The organism is Enterobacter cloacae complex sp. S1 (genome assembly GCF_014930525.1).
Lineage (GTDB): Bacteria > Pseudomonadota > Gammaproteobacteria > Enterobacterales > Enterobacteriaceae > Enterobacter > Enterobacter hormaechei_C.
The window spans coordinates 104,792-121,513 of record NZ_JADBRE010000004.1 but is presented as its reverse complement, the minus strand read 5'-3'; the positions used below and the strand labels follow the sequence as shown (position 1 = coordinate 121,513).

At 54.5% G+C, this 16,722-nt stretch carries 13 protein-coding genes and 2 tRNA genes; 2 read left to right on the top strand and 13 right to left on the bottom strand.

Annotation, left to right across the window (positions count from 1 at the left end; all coding sequences use genetic code 11):
- Nucleotides 1-9 precede the first annotated feature (9 nt).
- Nucleotides 10-1,017: an LLM class flavin-dependent oxidoreductase gene (locus tag IM290_RS03045; protein WP_006812112.1), complete on the top strand. Its 1,008-nt coding sequence runs from the start codon at nt 10-12 to the stop codon at nt 1,015-1,017.
- A gap of 88 nt (nt 1,018-1,105) precedes the next feature.
- Here IM290_RS03045 and mtr read toward each other — a convergent pair whose 3' ends face one another.
- The 12 genes from mtr to IM290_RS02985 form a co-directional block, all read right to left on the bottom strand.
- Nucleotides 1,106-2,350 carry a tryptophan permease gene (gene mtr / locus IM290_RS03040; RefSeq protein WP_006812114.1) on the bottom strand — a complete coding sequence of 415 codons (1,245 nt, stop codon included), beginning with the start codon at nt 2,348-2,350 and terminating at the stop codon, nt 1,106-1,108.
- Nucleotides 2,351-2,491: 141 nt separating this feature from the next.
- Nucleotides 2,492-4,387, bottom strand: coding sequence for a DEAD/DEAH family ATP-dependent RNA helicase (locus tag IM290_RS03035; RefSeq protein WP_193041852.1), 1,896 nt, complete (start codon nt 4,385-4,387; stop codon nt 2,492-2,494).
- Nucleotides 4,380-4,460 (bottom strand): protein YrbN, encoded by an 81-nt coding sequence (gene yrbN, locus IM290_RS03030; protein WP_097397692.1) that lies wholly within the window; start codon nt 4,458-4,460, stop codon nt 4,380-4,382. Before yrbN ends, IM290_RS03035 begins: the two co-directional genes overlap by 8 nt.
- A 107-nt stretch (nt 4,461-4,567) precedes the next feature.
- Complete coding sequence (gene nlpI / locus IM290_RS03025; protein WP_017693920.1) at nt 4,568-5,452, bottom strand: lipoprotein NlpI; 885 nt, start codon at nt 5,450-5,452, stop codon at nt 4,568-4,570.
- Between the two features lie 109 nt (nt 5,453-5,561).
- Nucleotides 5,562-7,700 (bottom strand): polyribonucleotide nucleotidyltransferase, encoded by a 2,139-nt coding sequence (gene pnp, locus IM290_RS03020; RefSeq protein ID WP_017693919.1) that lies wholly within the window; start codon nt 7,698-7,700, stop codon nt 5,562-5,564.
- Between the two features lie 242 nt (nt 7,701-7,942).
- Nucleotides 7,943-8,212 (bottom strand): 30S ribosomal protein S15, encoded by a 270-nt coding sequence (gene rpsO, locus IM290_RS03015; RefSeq protein WP_003861789.1) that lies wholly within the window; start codon nt 8,210-8,212, stop codon nt 7,943-7,945.
- A 154-nt stretch (nt 8,213-8,366) separates the two neighbouring features.
- Complete coding sequence (truB, locus tag IM290_RS03010; protein WP_193041851.1) at nt 8,367-9,317, bottom strand: tRNA pseudouridine(55) synthase TruB; 951 nt, start codon at nt 9,315-9,317, stop codon at nt 8,367-8,369.
- The gene (gene rbfA / locus IM290_RS03005) at nt 9,317-9,721 is read right to left on the bottom strand and encodes a 30S ribosome-binding factor RbfA (protein WP_003861793.1); all 405 of its coding nucleotides are present in this window, start codon (nt 9,719-9,721) and stop codon (nt 9,317-9,319) included. Before rbfA ends, truB begins: the two co-directional genes overlap by 1 nt.
- A gap of 106 nt (nt 9,722-9,827) precedes the next feature.
- Nucleotides 9,828-12,515 (bottom strand): translation initiation factor IF-2, encoded by a 2,688-nt coding sequence (gene infB, locus IM290_RS03000; protein ID WP_006812117.1) that lies wholly within the window; start codon nt 12,513-12,515, stop codon nt 9,828-9,830.
- 24 nt (nt 12,516-12,539) lie between these two features.
- Complete coding sequence (gene nusA / locus IM290_RS02995) at nt 12,540-14,042, bottom strand: transcription termination factor NusA (RefSeq protein WP_003861798.1); 1,503 nt, start codon at nt 14,040-14,042, stop codon at nt 12,540-12,542.
- 28 nt (nt 14,043-14,070) lie between these two features.
- Nucleotides 14,071-14,523: a ribosome maturation factor RimP gene (gene rimP, locus IM290_RS02990; protein WP_014833432.1), complete on the bottom strand. Its 453-nt coding sequence runs from the start codon at nt 14,521-14,523 to the stop codon at nt 14,071-14,073.
- Between the two features lie 207 nt (nt 14,524-14,730).
- A tRNA-Met gene (locus IM290_RS02985) sits at nt 14,731-14,807 on the bottom strand.
- Nucleotides 14,808-15,093: 286 nt separating this feature from the next.
- On the opposite strand from IM290_RS02985, the gene argG reads away from it, so the two are divergent.
- Nucleotides 15,094-16,440, top strand: coding sequence for an argininosuccinate synthase (argG, locus tag IM290_RS02980; RefSeq protein WP_015571974.1), 1,347 nt, complete (start codon nt 15,094-15,096; stop codon nt 16,438-16,440).
- A gap of 187 nt (nt 16,441-16,627) precedes the next feature.
- Here the strand turns inward: argG and IM290_RS02975 are convergent.
- Nucleotides 16,628-16,714: transfer RNA gene (locus tag IM290_RS02975), tRNA-Leu, on the bottom strand.
- Nucleotides 16,715-16,722: the final 8 nt, after the last annotated feature.

Sequence of the window (16,722 nt, the reverse complement as noted above, 5' to 3'; positions counted from 1 at the left end):
TGAGCTGTTATGACTGACAAAACCATTCCGTTTTCGGTGCTGGATCTGGCGCCGATCCCACAAGGCTCCTCGGCCAGAGAAGCCTTCACGCACTCTCTCGATCTTGCTCAGCTTGCCGAAAAGCGCGGCTATCACCGCTACTGGCTGGCGGAGCACCACAATATGGTGGGCATCGCCAGCGCCGCCACCTCGGTGCTGATTGGCTATCTGGCGGCGAATACCACCACTCTGCACCTGGGCTCCGGCGGTGTGATGCTGCCGAACCACGCCCCGCTGGTGATTGCCGAGCAGTTCGGGACGCTGAATACCCTTTATCCGGGCCGTATTGATCTAGGGCTTGGCCGCGCGCCGGGCAGCGACCAGCCGACCATGCGCGCCCTGCGTCGCCATATGAGCGGCGATATCGATAACTTCCCGCGCGATGTGGCCGAGCTGGTGGACTGGTTTGACGCGCGGGATCCGAACCCACACGTGCGACCTGTGCCGGGGTACGGGGAAAAGATCCCGGTATGGCTGTTAGGCTCAAGCCTGTACAGCGCACAGCTCGCCGCTCAGCTGGGGCTGCCGTTCGCGTTCGCTTCCCACTTCGCACCGGATATGCTGCATCAGGCACTGCATCTTTATCGTACGCACTTCAAACCGTCTGAACGTCTGGAGAAGCCGTATGCGATGGTGTGTATCAATATCATTGCCGCCGACAGCAACCGCGACGCGGAATTCCTGTTTACCTCTATGCAGCAGGCGTTTGTGAAGCTGCGTCGCGGTGAGACGGGCCAGCTGCCGCCGCCGGTAGAGAACATGCATCAGCTGTGGTCGGCCTCCGAGCAGTATGGCGTGCAGCAGGCTCTGAGTATGTCGCTGGTGGGTGATAAGGCGAAAGTGCGTCACGGGCTGGAGGCGGTGCTGCGTGAAACGCAGGCGGATGAGATTATGGTCAACGGCCAGATTTTCGATCACCAGGCGCGTTTGCATTCGTTTGATTTGGCGATGCAGGTGAAAGAAGAGTTGGTGGGGTAGCCATTGTTTCGCCCGGTGGCGCTTCGCTTACCGGGCCTACGGGATCGCGTAGGCCGGATAAGGCGTAGCCGCCATCCGGCACAAAAACTTACTGATATACCGGCAACAGATTAAAACTCGACAGCACGTGGACCACCGCGTTGCCGATACCAAATACCAGAATCAGCGCAATCATCGGTTTTCCGCCCCAGACGCGGAATTTCGGGCTGCCGAAGCGCTTACGTGATTTGCGCGCCAGAAGCGCCGGTACAATCGCCGCCCAGATGGTGGCCGCCAGTCCCGCATAGCCGATGGCGTACAGGAAACCGTTTGGCCACAGCAGGCCGCCCACAATCGGCGGCAGGAAGGTCAACAGCGCGGTTTTGAAGCGCCCCATAGCAGAGTCATCAAAACCAAACAGATCCGCCAGGTAGTCAAACAGGCCCAGCGTCACGCCGAGGAATGAGCTCGCCACCGCAAAGTTCGAGAAGACCACCAGAAGCAGATCCAGACTGCGGCTGTTCAGCACGCCGCTCAGCGCCTGTACCAGCACATCAATGTTACCGCCCTTCTGCGCAATGCCGATAAATTCCGGACGCGGGATGTTACCCATCGTCCCCAGAAGCCAGATCACATACAGCCCCAGCGCCAGCAGCGTGCCGTAAACCAGGCATTTCACGATGGTGCGCGGATCCTTGCCGTAGTATTTCATCAGGCTCGGTACGTTGCCGTGGTAGCCGAACGACGCCAGACAGAATGGCAGCGTCATCAGCAGGTACGGCGTGTAGGAGGTGTTCACTTCCGCAACGTTAAACAGCGTGGCCGGCGTGACGTGCCCCAGCAGGCTGCCGAAGGTCAGAAAGAAGGTGATGACCTTTGCGCCCAGCACGATCGCCGTCATGCGGCTGACCGCTTTGGTGCTCATCCAGACGATAAATGCCACGCCCAGCGCGAAGCAGAGACCCGCCAGACGCGCCGGAACGTTCAGCGACATCTCTGAGAAGGTGTGATGCAGAATCGACCCGCTCGCTGAAATGTACGCGTAGGTCAGGATATAGAGTACAAACGCGATGGACAGCCCGTTCACCAGGTTCCAGCCTTTGCCCAACAGATCCCGGGTGATGGTGTCGAAGCTGGAGCCAATGCGGTAGTTCAGGTTTGCTTCAAGGATCATCAGCCCGGAATGGAGCATGCAGAACCAGGTGAAAACCAGCGCCGCCAGCGACCAGAAGAACCACGCACCGGACATGACCACAGGCAGGGAAAACATCCCGGCACCAATGATGGTTCCGCCGATGATCACCACGCCGCCAAGCAGCGAAGGTGACGTTTGGGTGGTGGTTAGTGTTGCCATGCGGCCTTATCTCCAGTGAAAAATGTGGTTCTGCTTTTAGTGTGTTGCACTGTACCAGTACAAGAGTACAAAAGGAATAAAAAAAGCCCCGATAGCAACTATCGGGGCTGTATATTTTACTTTACGTCAGAAGCGAAAGGCTTACGCGTCACCGAAACGACGACGGCTGGCGCCTTCTTCACGGCGTGGACCACGGTTTTCGCGGCGCTCACCGGAGAAACGACGGCCTTCACTACCGCGACTTTCGCTGCGACCGCCTTCACGACGCTCGCCACCGAAACCGCGACCACCGCCACGACGTTCGCCGCCACGGTCAGGACGTGGCTGTGCATCGCCCAGCAGCTGCATGTTCATCGGCTTGTTCAGGATGCGGGTGCGAGTAAAGTGTTGCAGTACTTCGCCCGGCATGCCTTTTGGCAGCTCGATGGTGGAGTGGGAACCGAACAGCTTGATGTTACCGATGTAACGGCTGCTGATGTCGCCTTCGTTAGCGATCGCGCCAACGATGTGACGAACTTCAACACCATCATCACGACCCACTTCAATGCGATACAGTTCCATTTCGCCAGCGTCACGACGCTCGCGACGTGGATGGTCTTCACCACCACGCTCTGGACGGTCACCGCGTGGACCACGGTCGTTACGGTCGCCACGACGTTCGAAACGATCGTCACGGTCACGGAACTCACGCTTAGGACGCATCGGCGCATCAGGCGGCACGATCAGGCTACGTTCGCCCTGCGCCATTTTCAGCAGTGCTGCGGCCAGGGTTTCCATGTCCAGCTCTTCGCCTTCAGCGACAGGCTGGATCTGGGACAGCAGCGCACGGTACTGATCCAGATCGCTGCTTTCCAGCTGCTGCTGTACTTTCGCGGCGAATTTTTCCAGGCGGCGTTTGCCCAGCAGTTCTGCGTTTGGCAGCTCGGCTTCTGGAATGGTCAGCTTCATGGTGCGTTCAATGTTACGCAGCAGACGACGCTCGCGGTTCTCAACGAACAGCAGCGCACGACCCGCGCGACCCGCACGACCGGTACGGCCGATACGGTGAACGTAAGACTCGGAGTCCATTGGGATATCGTAGTTTACAACCAGGCTGATACGCTCAACGTCCAGGCCACGTGCTGCCACGTCGGTTGCAATCAGGATATCCAGACGACCGTCTTTCAGACGCTCCAGAGTCTGCTCACGCAGGGCCTGGTTCATGTCGCCGTTCAGCGCTGCGCTGTTGTAGCCGCTACGCTCCAGGGCTTCAGCCACTTCCAGGGTCGCGTTTTTGGTACGAACGAAGATGATCGCCGCATCAAAATCTTCTGCTTCCAGGAAACGCACCAGCGCTTCGTTTTTGCGCATGCCGTACACAGACCAGTAGCTCTGGCTGATGTCCGGGCGAGTGGTCACGCTGGACTGAATACGCACTTCCTGCGGCTCTTTCATGAAGCGGCGGGTAATGCGACGGATCGCTTCTGGCATAGTTGCAGAGAACAGAGCGGTCTGATGACCTTCCGGGATCTGCGCCATGATGGTTTCTACGTCTTCGATGAAGCCCATACGCAGCATTTCATCGGCTTCGTCCAGTACCAGACCGCTCAGCTTAGAGAGGTCCAGGGTACCGCGCTTCAGGTGATCCAGCAGACGGCCCGGCGTACCGACAACAATCTGTGGACCCTGGCGCAGGGCGCGTAACTGCACGTCATAACGCTGGCCGCCGTACAGGGCTACCACGTTTACGCCGCGCATATGTTTAGAGAATTCCGTCATGGCTTCAGCAACCTGAACAGCCAGTTCACGGGTTGGAGCCAGGACGAGGATCTGCGGCGCGCGCAGGTCCGGATCAATGTTGTTCAGCAGCGGCAGCGAGAATGCTGCGGTTTTACCGCTACCAGTCTGGGCCATGCCCAGCACGTCACGACCAGAAAGCAGGTGTGGGATACACTCAGCCTGGATCGGAGATGGTTTTTCGTAACCCAGATCGTTAAGGGCTTCAAGGATAGGAGCCTTCAGGCCCAGATCTGCAAAAGTGGTTTCGAATTCAGCCATGTAGTACAAGTGCCTCGATATTAATGGCGGCCAGTCTACTTAGCTCATCGTGAAAATGATTAGCAATTTTCATTGAAAAGTGTGAACCGGCTCAAATTAGGTGTATTGACGAACAACAACGCCCTCACCAGTGAAGGTGATGGCAATCAAAAGATTACGGGCTGATGTTTATGTCGTCAGCTATTGCTGGTCCGATTCTGCCAGGTCGTCTTGCTCCTGGCCCAAGAGCGATAATTCCAACAATGCATAACGGTGCTCAACGAAGTTATGTACGTTGTTAGCAACCGCTAATTTGAACAGTGCCGTAGCGCTGTCCATATCCCCCAGACTTAGGTAGTACTTACCTAAATAGAAGTTGGTTTCACTGAGATGCTCAGCGAGCGAGGTGTTATCCGTTGCGTCCGCCTTGAGGCGTTCCATCAGCGTTGCTTCGCTAATGTTGCCCAGGTAGAACTCGACAATGTTCCATCCCCACTGTTCCTTGTCCGATTTATCGAAGCGCTGTTTCAGTGCTTCTTTGGCCTGCTTCTCATCGAGCTTCTGCTCAACGATGTAAAGCCACAGGCTGCGGAAAGGATCATTAGGATCGTCTTGATAAAACGCCAGCAGATCATCTTGCGCTAACTTATCACGACCGCCGTAATACAATGCGATACCGCGATTCAAGTGCGCGTAGTTGTAAGTTGGATCAAGCTCAAGTACAGAATCAAACGCTTCATAGGCAGCATCAAAATTGCCTGCCTGCGTTAAATAAATGCCTAAGTAATTGAATACTTCAGGCATATCAGGTCGAATCGCCAGCGCTTGTGAAAAATCATTTCGCGCCAGTGCCCTCAGACCGAGACTATCATACAACACTCCGCGCTCATATAAAAGCTGTGCGCGTTCGTCATCGGTTAAAGCCCGACTGGCAAGTATTTGTTCCATGCGTGCCAGAATGACTTCCTGCTGCAAAGTCGGTTGCAATGGCACTGCAAGGACTTCGCTCTTACGCCAGGCAGAGTTGCTGCATCCTGCCAGCGTTAAAGCTGTCGCAACGAAACACCAGCGCAAAAAAGGCTTCATTTCCCACTCCCGAAGACAACTATTGATGAACGTCCTGTCCCCCGGCGGCTTAACAAGGCGTCCTGCCTGATAATAAGCCCTCCGCCTGCGCGGAGGGCAAATGGCAACCTTACTCGCCTTGCTGTTCAGCAGCCGGGGCTTCCGGTGCCGCAGCAGGCTGAGACTGCTCGGTTGCTTCTTTAATGCTCAGACGGATACGGCCCTGGCGGTCAACTTCCAGAACTTTCACCGGTACTTCCTGACCCATTTGCAGGTAATCGGTCACTTTCTCAACGCGCTTGTCAGCGATCTGAGAGATGTGTACCAGACCTTCTTTACCGCCACCGATGGCAACGAATGCGCCAAAGTCAACGATACGGGTCACTTTACCATTGTAGATACGGCCCACTTCGATTTCTGCCGTGATCTCTTCGATACGACGGATAGCGTATTTCGCTTTCTCGCCGTCGGTTGCTGCGATTTTCACAGTACCGTCATCTTCGATTTCGATGGTGGTGCCCGTTTCTTCGGTCAGTGCACGGATAACAGAACCGCCCTTACCGATAACATCTTTGATCTTGTCTGGATTGATCTTGATGGTGTGGATACGTGGAGCGAACTGAGAAATGTCGCCACGCGGCGCATTAATCGCCTGTTCCATCACGCCCAGGATGTGCAGACGCGCACCTTTAGCCTGGTTCAGAGCAACCTGCATGATCTCTTTGGTGATACCTTCAATTTTGATATCCATCTGCAAGGCAGAGATACCGTCACGGGAACCCGCTACTTTGAAGTCCATATCGCCCAGGTGGTCTTCGTCGCCCAGAATGTCAGACAGAACAACGTAGTTGTCGCCCTCTTTCACCAGACCCATTGCGATACCTGCAACGGCGGCTTTAATTGGCACGCCTGCATCCATCAGCGCCAGAGAGGCACCACACACGGAAGCCATAGAAGAGGAACCGTTGGATTCGGTGATTTCAGACACCACACGTACGGTGTACGGGAATTTGTCTGCTTCTGGCATCACTGCCAGCACGCCGCGCTTCGCCAGACGACCGTGACCAATTTCACGACGCTTCGGTGAGCCAACCATACCGGTTTCGCCCACAGAGTACGGAGGGAAGTTGTAGTGGAACAGGAAGCTGTCAGTACGCTCGCCCATCAGTTCGTCGATGATCTGTGCGTCACGTGCGGTACCCAGGGTCGCGGTTACCAGCGCCTGCGTTTCACCACGGGTGAACAGCGCAGAACCGTGAGTACGTGGCAGTACGCCAGTACGCACGTCCAGACCACGGATCATGTCTTTTTCACGGCCATCGATACGCGGCTCGCCTGCCAGGACGCGGCTACGAACAACGTTTTTCTCGATGGCGTGCAGGATTTCGCCAATCTCGTTAGCGTCCAGCGTTTCGTCTTCGGCAACCAGGGTCGCGGTCACTTCAGATTTGATCACATCAACCTGAGCATAGCGCTCCTGTTTGTCGGTGATGCGGTATGCGTCGCTCAGACGAGATTCTGCCAGTGCAGCAACGCGTGCGTTCAGCGCCTCGTTCACCGCTTCTGGCTGCCAGTCCCAACGTGGTTTACCGGCTTCTTTCACCAGGTCGTTGATGTTCTGGATAACGATCTGCTGCTGCTCGTGGCCAAATACCACAGCGCCCAGCATCTGATCTTCGCTCAGCAGTTCAGCTTCGGATTCAACCATCAGAACCGCTGCTTCAGTACCGGCAACAACCAGGTCCAGCTTACTCTCTTTCAGCTCTTCCTGAGTTGGGTTCAGTACGTACTGGTCGTTGATGTAGCCAACGCGCGCGGAACCGATTGGGCCATTGAATGGAATACCAGACAGTGACAGGGCCGCAGATGCGCCGATCATAGCAACGATGTCCGGGTTAACCTGTGGGTTAACGGAAACAACGGTCGCAATAACCTGAACTTCGTTTACGAAGCCTTCCGGGAACAGCGGACGAACCGGGCGGTCAATCAGACGCGCGATCAGGGTTTCGCCTTCGCTTGGACGGCCTTCACGACGGAAGAAGCCACCTGGGATTTTACCGGCAGCGTAGGTACGCTCCTGGTAGTTAACGGTCAGTGGGAAGAAGTCCTGACCTGGTTTAGCTTTTTTCTGGCCAACTACGGTAACGAATACAGCGGTGTCATCCATGCTTACCATAACGGCAGCAGTAGCCTGACGCGCCATCATGCCGGTTTCCAGCGTGACGGTATGCTGACCATACTGGAATTTACGAACGATCGGATTCAGCAAAATTCTGTCCTTTCTTAAATGTTTGAAAGCACACCTCAGGTGTGCTGACGATTTAACCCGACCTTCTTCGCATCCTCGCGACTAATGACAACCGACACCCCCATGGGTGAAGCCTCTCATTAGCCGCGCGAACCTCTGCAATGAAGATCATTTATAGCAACAATACAATAGTTTCCATTGAATTGCTGCCGTCTGGTTGAAAAAAGGGGCCATCAGGCCCCCTTTTCTGAAACTCGCAAGAATTAGCGACGCAGGCCCAGACGCTCGATCAGCGCGGTGTAGCGTGCAACATCTTTACGCTTCAGGTAGTCGAGCAGTTTACGACGCTGAGAAACCATACGCAGCAGACCACGACGGCTGTGGTGATCTTTTTTGTGCTCTGCAAAGTGACCTTGCAGGTGGTTAATCTGTGCAGTCAGCAGTGCAACCTGAACTTCGGTAGAACCGCTGTCGTTAGTACCACGACCAAACTCAGAAACGATTTTAGCTTTAGCTTCAACGCTTAGAGACATTTTCAAACTCCAAAGTATAAAGAATGTAAGGATGCCGATCTCTAATTCAGCTATCCCATGTACGCCCCGCAGATTGTTAAACAATTTACCAGGCGTTAAGCGGCGATATTCTACTCGTCTCCCCTGCTTATCGCAAGGTGAGGCGTTATCACCGTCACGCTTCGACCGGATATTCGACGACCAGACGACGCGGCGCCACACGCCCTTCGCCATCCATTTCGCCCATACCGATGAATTTCCCTTCGTCACCTTCCGTCACGCGTACCAGGCCCTCAAGCGGCGCCCCCGATGTGCGAACCGGGTTTCCGTTCTTAAAGTAAACGGACGATGTTAAAGGAAGATTAACAACCGGGAAGTCCACTGCCGGACTGTCCATTGGCATCAGCAGCGGGTCCAGCAGATCGGCTGGCGCAACGCCCTGCGCTTGCGCCTGCTCAACCAGGGCGTGCAGATGCTCAATCGTCACCATGCGTTCGACCGGATATTTGCTGACCGCCAGACGACGCAAGTAAATCACATGCGCGCCGCAGCCCAGCTTTTCACCGAGGTCATCAATGATGGTGCGGATATAGGTCCCTTTCGAACAGTGTACTTCCAGCTCGAGTTCATCACCTTCGTGGCGAATGAACAGCAGCTCATACACGGTAATCGGACGAGCTTCACGCGGAACCTCAATGCCCTGACGCGCATATTCGTAGAGCTTTTTGCCCTGATATTTCAGCGCCGAATACATCGACGGCACCTGTAGCGTATCACCACGGAAGCTGTCCAGCGCCGCATCAAGTTCCTCTGCGCTGAAGGTCACCGGGCGCTCTTCCACCACCAGGCCATCTGCATCAGAGGTATCCGTGCGCTGGCCCAGTTTGGCAATCACGCGGTAGCGCTTATCCGAATCCAGCAGGTACTGGGAAAACTTTGTCGCTTCCCCCAGGCAGATCGGCAGCATGCCGGTTGCCAGCGGATCCAGCGCGCCAGTGTGTCCTGCACGGTTGGCGTTATAAATACGCTTCACTTTTTGCAGCACGTCGTTGCTGGATGCGCCCTGTGGTTTATCCAGCAACAGCACGCCATGCACGTCACGACCGCGACGACGAGGACGACTCATCAGTCCTCCTTGCTGTCGTCCGCCGGGTTAACACGACGCTCATCGTCATGTTTCACCACGCTGGTCACCAGGTTGGACATACGCATACCTTCAACCAGCGAGTTGTCGTAGAAGAAAGTCAGCTCTGGCACGATACGCAGGCGCATTGCTTTGCCAAGCAGAGAGCGGATGAAACCAGAGGCTTCCTGCAACGCTTTAATGCCGTTCTTCACGGCGTCTTCATCCTGGTCATTCAGGAAAGTAACAAACACTTTGGCGTACGCCAGGTCGCGGGACATTTCCACGCCCGACACGGTGGTCATCATACCCACGCGTGGATCTTTGATTTCACGTTGCAGAATGAGAGCGATCTCTTTCTGCATCTCCTGCGCGACGCGCTGTGGGCGACCAAATTCTTTCGCCATAATAAATTCTCCAGACAAAAAAGGGGCTTAAGCCCCTTTTTAAAATTACTGCCGGGTGGCGCTTCGCTTACCCGGCCTACGCTAATTAATCTTCAGTTGACGAAGATTACGCGATGGTACGCTGAATTTCGATGATCTCGAACACTTCGATCATATCGCCAACGCGAACGTCGTTGTAGTTCTTCACGCCGATACCACATTCCATGCCGTTACGGACTTCGTTAACGTCATCTTTGAAGCGGCGCAGGGATTCCAGCTCACCTTCGTAGATAACCACGTTGTCACGCAGTACGCGGATTGGGTTGTGACGCTTGATGGTCCCTTCGGTAACCATACAGCCCGCGATCGCACCGAATTTCGGTGATTTGAACACGTCACGTACTTCAGCCAGACCGATGATCTGCTGTTTCAGCTCAGGAGACAGCATGCCGCTCATCGCTGCTTTCACTTCGTCAATCAGGTTATAGATGACGGAGTAGTAACGCAGATCCAGGCTTTCAGCATCAATCACTTTACGCGCAGATGCGTCAGCACGAACGTTGAAGCCAACCAGGATCGCGTTGGACGCTGCTGCCAGGGTTGCGTCGGTTTCGGTGATACCACCTACGCCAGAACCGATGATCTTCACTTTCACTTCGTCGGTAGACAGTTTCAGCAAGGAGTCGGAGATCGCTTCCACAGAACCCTGAACGTCCGCTTTCAGAACGATGTTCACTTCGTGAACTTCGCCTTCGGTCATGTTGGCGAACATGTTCTCGAGTTTAGATTTCTGCTGACGAGCCAGCTTCACTTCACGGAATTTACCCTGACGATACAGAGCGACTTCACGCGCTTTCTTCTCGTCACGTACCACGGTGACTTCGTCACCGGCAGCCGGAACACCGGACAGGCCGAGAATTTCCACTGGAATGGACGGACCCGCTTCCAGCACTTCCTGACCCAGTTCGTTACGCATCGCACGAACGCGACCGTATTCGAAACCACACAGAACGATGTCGCCCTTGTGCAGAGTACCTTCGCGAACCAGAACGGTTGCAACCGGACCACGACCTTTATCCAGGAAGGATTCAATGACCGCGCCGCTCGCCATACCTTTACGAACCGCTTTCAGCTCCAGAACTTCAGCCTGAAGCAGGATAGCGTTCAGCAGGTCGTCGATACCGGTACCTGCTTTTGCTGATACAGGGATGAACTGCGCTTCACCGCCCCACTCTTCCGGCATAACGCCGTACTGGGACAGTTCGTTCTTCACGCGATCCATATCGGCTTCTGGCTTATCGATTTTGTTAACTGCGACAACCAGAGGCACCTGCGCCGCTTTCGCGTGCTGGATAGCTTCAATGGTCTGTGGCATCACGCCATCGTCGGCAGCAACAACCAGAACAACGATATCCGTTGCCTGAGCACCACGAGCACGCATTGAGGTAAACGCTGCGTGGCCTGGGGTATCCAGGAAGGTGATCATGCCGTTTTCGGTTTCTACGTGGTAAGCACCGATGTGCTGGGTAATACCACCCGCTTCGCCGGAGGCAACCTTAGTAGAACGAATGTAGTCAAGCAGAGAGGTTTTACCGTGGTCAACGTGACCCATGATGGTCACGACCGGTGCGCGCGGTTCAGCCGCTGCGCCCGTATCACGGTCGCTCATTACTGCTTCTTCCAGCTCGTTTTCACGACGCAGGATAACTTTGTGGCCCATCTCTTCAGCAACCAGCTGTGCGGTTTCCTGGTCGATGACCTGGTTGATGGTGGCCATTGCGCCCAGTTTCATCATCGCTTTGATGACCTGAGAGCCTTTCACCGCCATCTTGTTAGCCAGTTCGCCAACGGTGATGGTTTCGCCGATCACAACGTCACGGTTAACGGCCTGAGCAGGCTTCTGGAAGCCCTGCTGGAGAGCGGAACCTTTACGCTTGCCGCCTTTACCGCCGCGAACCGCTGCACGCGCTTCTTCACGGTCAGCTTTTGATTCAGCGTGTTTGTTACCTTTTTTCGCAGGACGCGCAGCTTTTGCACTGCGAGTACGGCCACGACCACCTTCAACTTCGCGGTCGTTGTCGTCTTCTGCCTGACGCGCATGCTGAGACGTGGTGACGTGATAATCGCTGGTATCTTCAGTTGGTTCAGCGGTATTCACACCGTTCTTCTCGTTTTCTTCTGCCATGCGACGCGCTTCTTCGGCGACGCGGCGAGCTTCTTCTTCAAGCTTGCGGCGGGCTTCTTCTTCCGCTTTACGCTTCAGCTCGGCAGCTTCATTTTCACGGCGGGCTTTTTCAGCCTGGGCAGTTTTGGTCATTTCGTCGGTCTGTTGATTGCTCACTTTGTCTTTTTCCGCAGCGTCACGCTTCGCTTTTTCACCGGCGTCGCGTTTCGCTTTTTCTGCGGCCTCACGTTCAGCTTTTAATTCTGCTTCACGTTTGGCAGTGGCTTCTGCCTCACGCTGAGCTTGTTCTTCCGCTTCACGCTGTGCCTGCTCTTCCGCGGCAAGGCGTTCTGCCTCTTGCGGATCACGTTTTACAAAGGTGCGCGTCTTGCGGACTTCAATTTGTACCGACTTGCTTTTGCCACCGGTACCAGGGATGTTCAACGTGCTACGCGTTTTACGCTGTAGCGTTAACTTGTCAGGCGTAGAGCCGTGTTCACGGTTCAGGTGCGCTAACAAGGTTTGTTTTTCTTGCGCGGTCACCGAGTCATCAGCGGACTTCGGGATCCCTGCATCAGCAAATTGCTGTACCAGGCGGTCCACGGAGGTCTGAATCTCAGCAGCCAGCGATTTTACAGTTACATCAGTCATGCTGTTCCTTCCTGCTACAGTTTATTACGCTTCGTCGCCGAACCAGCAAATATTACGTGCGGCCATGATGAGTTCGCCGGCTTTCTCGTCGGTTAAACCTTCGATATCGGCCAGGTCATCAACGCCTTGCTCAGCGAGATCTTCCAGCGTACAAACACCACGGGCAGCCAGCTTGAACGCAATCGCACGATCAAGACCTTCCAGATTCAGCAGGTCATCAGCCGGCTTCTTATCGCCAAGGCTTTCTTCCTGAGCCAGCGCCAGGGTGGTCAGTGCGTTTTTAGCGCGTTCACGCAGGGCTTCAACGGTTGGTTCATCCAGACCGTCAATTTCCAGCAGCTCTTTCATTGGCACGTAGGCCAGTTCTTCCAGCGTAGAGAAACCTTCTTCAACCAGCACAGTGGCGAAGTCTTCGTCAATGTCCAGGTATTTGGTGAAGGTATCGATCGCCGCGTGGGCTTCAGCCTGATGCTTGGCCTGAAGGTCATCAACGGTCATCACGTTGAGTTCCCAGCCGCTCAGCTGTGACGCCAGACGTACGTTCTGACCGTTACGGCCAATCGCCTGCGCCAGGTTGCCCGCTTCTACAGCGATATCCATGGTGTGTTTGTCTTCGTCAACAACGATAGACGCCACATCAGCCGGTGCCATTGCGTTGATCACGAACTGCGCCGGGTTATCGTCCCACAGAACGATATCAATGCGCTCGCCGCCCAGTTCGGTAGAAACCGCCTGAACACGTGCGCCACGCATACCGACGCAAGCACCGACCGGGTCGATACGCTTGTCGTTGGTTTTCACCGCAATTTTCGCACGGGAACCCGGATCGCGGGCCGCCGCTTTGATCTCGATAACTTCTTCGCCGATTTCCGGCACTTCGATACGGAACAGTTCAACCAGCATTTCTGGTTTAGAACGCGTCACGAACAGCTGTGCACCACGCGCTTCAGGACGTACGGCATACAGCACACCACGAATACGGTCGCCTGGGCGGAAGTTTTCACGCGGCAGCATGTCTTCACGCAGGATCACGGCTTCAGCGTTACCCGGCAGCCCTTCGGATTTGATCTCCAGAGAGATGTTGTCGCGGTTCACTTTCTTCACCACGCCGGTGATGATTTCGCCTTCCTGATCGCGGAACTGATCGACAACCAGCGCGCGCTCGGCTTCGCGAACTTTCTGCACGATAACCTGCTTCGCGGTCTGGGTGGTGATACGGTCGAAGGTAACAGATTCAATCTGATCTTCAACGTAGTCACCCACGTTCAGACTTTCGTCTTCAAAACGTGCCGCTTCCAGGGTGATCTCTTTGGTCGGTTGGGTCACTTCTTCAACGATTACCCAACGACGGAATGTATCGAAGTCACCGCTTTTACGATCGATTTCTACGCGAACATCGATCTCTTGTTCGTATTTTTTCTTGGTTGCTGTAGCCAGTGCACTTTCCAGCGCTTCGAAAATCTTCTCACGCGGCAGTGATTTCTCGTTGGAGACGGCTTCAACAACAGCCAAAATTTCTTTGTTCATCGCGGGCTTTTCACCTCAATCCAGACTGTTAAAAGTGGGGAACCAGGTTCGCCTTCTGGATATTACTCAGCGCGAACACTTCATCTTTGCCTTCGACTGTCACCGTGATCATTTCACCATCAACGGCTTTGATAATTCCCTGCCATTTACGGCGGTTCTGTACGGCCATACGCAGAACGAGAGCCACTTCTTCACCGGTAAAGCGCACGTAGTGCTCGGCCGTGAACATCGGACGATCGAGGCCAGGTGAGGAAACTTCCAGGTTGTACGCAACGGTAATCGGATCTTCAACATCAAGAACCGCACTCACCTGGTGGCTGACATCAGCACAATCATCAACATTGATGCCATCTTCACTATCAATATAGATGCGCAGTGTGGATGTACGGCCGCGAACGAATTCGATGCCGACCAGTTCGTAGCCCAGTGCTTCGACCGGCGCAGTAATCATCTCTGTTAATTTTTGCTCTAATGTGGACAAGCCCACCCCCAAGACATAAAAAAAGGGCGTAAAGCCCAGTTATTCTGTAGTCAGATAACAAAAAACCCCGATAAATCGGGGCTTTAGATAACTGAACCCTATAGCCACAACTGTGGCCTGGAGCACTCTCCGAAAGCATTTTTTCAAATCCAGCTACGAAGGCTCTAAGTCTTCACAGTATATTTGAAAAAGAACTTTATAGGAAAGTGGTTGCGGGGGCCGGATTTGAACCGACGACCTTCGGGTTATGAGCCCGACGAGCTACCAGGCTGCTCCACCCCGCGCCTGAAACGTGGCAAATTCTACGCGTTTTGGACAGAATTTGCAAATAATGCTGGGATTTGGTACCGAAGACGGGACGTAAAATCGGCGTTCAGTATATTGATAGTTGACCCCACCTGTCAACCCAACTTCAGCCAGGGCAATAAAAGGGAAATTTTTACAAAAAACGCACACGTCTCTTTCGGTCGTCGATAAAAGATGATTAAATGAATACTCACTTATTTTGCATAAACATGCATCGAGAGCGAAAGCGGTCTCTAATCAGTCAATCAAGCAGGGTTTTATTATATGACGACGATTCTCAAGCATCTCCCGGTAGGACAACGTATTGGCATCGCTTTTTCTGGCGGCCTGGATACCAGCGCTGCACTGCTGTGGATGCGCCAGAAGGGAGCGGTTCCTTATGCATATACTGCGAACCTGGGTCAGCCGGACGAGGAAGATTATGACGCGATCCCTCGTCGTGCCATGGAATATGGCGCAGAGAACGCACGTCTGATCGACTGCCGTAAGCAGCTGGTTGCCGAAGGGATTGCCGCGATCCAGTGCGGTGCTTTCCATAATACGACCGGCGGCCTGACCTATTTCAATACCACCCCGCTGGGTCGTGCCGTCACCGGCACTATGCTGGTCGCCGCCATGAAAGAAGATGGCGTGAACATCTGGGGGGACGGTAGCACCTATAAAGGCAACGATATTGAACGTTTCTATCGTTATGGCCTGCTGACCAACGCCGAGTTGCAGATCTACAAACCGTGGCTGGATACCGACTTCATCGACGAGCTGGGTGGCCGTCATGAAATGTCTGAGTTTATGATTGCCTGCGGCTTTGACTACAAGATGTCCGTTGAGAAAGCCTACTCAACCGACTCCAACATGCTGGGTGCGACGCACGAAGCGAAAGACCTGGAATTCCTGAACTCCAGCGTAAAAATTGTTAACCCGATCATGGGCGTGAAGTTCTGGGATGAGAACGTGAAGATCCCGGCGGAAGAAGTGACCGTGCGTTTCGAACGTGGTCATCCGGTTGCCCTGAACGGTAAAACCTTCTCCGACGATGTTGAACTGATGCTGGAAGCAAACCGCATCGGCGGTCGTCACGGTCTGGGTATGAGCGATCAGATCGAAAACCGTATCATTGAAGCGAAAAGCCGTGGCATTTACGAAGCGCCGGGGATGGCGCTGCTGCACATCGCTTACGAGCGTCTGCTGACCGGTATTCACAACGAAGACACCATCGAGCAGTATCACTCTCATGGCCGTCAGCTGGGCAAACTGCTGTATCAGGGTCGCTGGTTTGATCCACAGGCGCTGATGCTGCGTGACGCCCTGCAACGTTGGGTGGCAAGCGCAATCACCGGCGAAGTGACGCTGGAACTGCGTCGCGGCAATGATTACTCCATCCTCAATACCGTGTCTGACAACCTGACCTATAAAGCAGAGCGTCTGACCATGGAGAAAGGTGAGTCAGTGTTCTCTCCGGACGATCGTATTGGCCAGCTGACCATGCGTAACCTGGACATCACCGATACCCGTGAGAAGCTGTTCAACTATGTTGAGAATGGCCTGCTCTCCGCCAGTTCCGGTAATGGCCTCCCTCAGGTTGAGAACCTGGAACACAGCGATAAGAAATAATCGACAGCAAGTCATGCAAAAGGCGCCCATTGGGCGCCTTTTTTGTGGTCTTCGTAGGCCCGGTAAGCGCAGCGCCACCGGGCAAAACGGCGGGTGGCGCTGCGCTTACCCGCCCTACAAAAGATCGGATACACAGAATGTACAGACGAAAAAAAAGACGTCTTGCGACGTCTTTCTTCTGGAATATTGGTACCGAGGATGGGACTCGAACCCACAAGCCCGTTAGGGCACTACCACCTCAAGGTAGCGTGTCTACCAATTCCACCACCTCGGTACGGAATA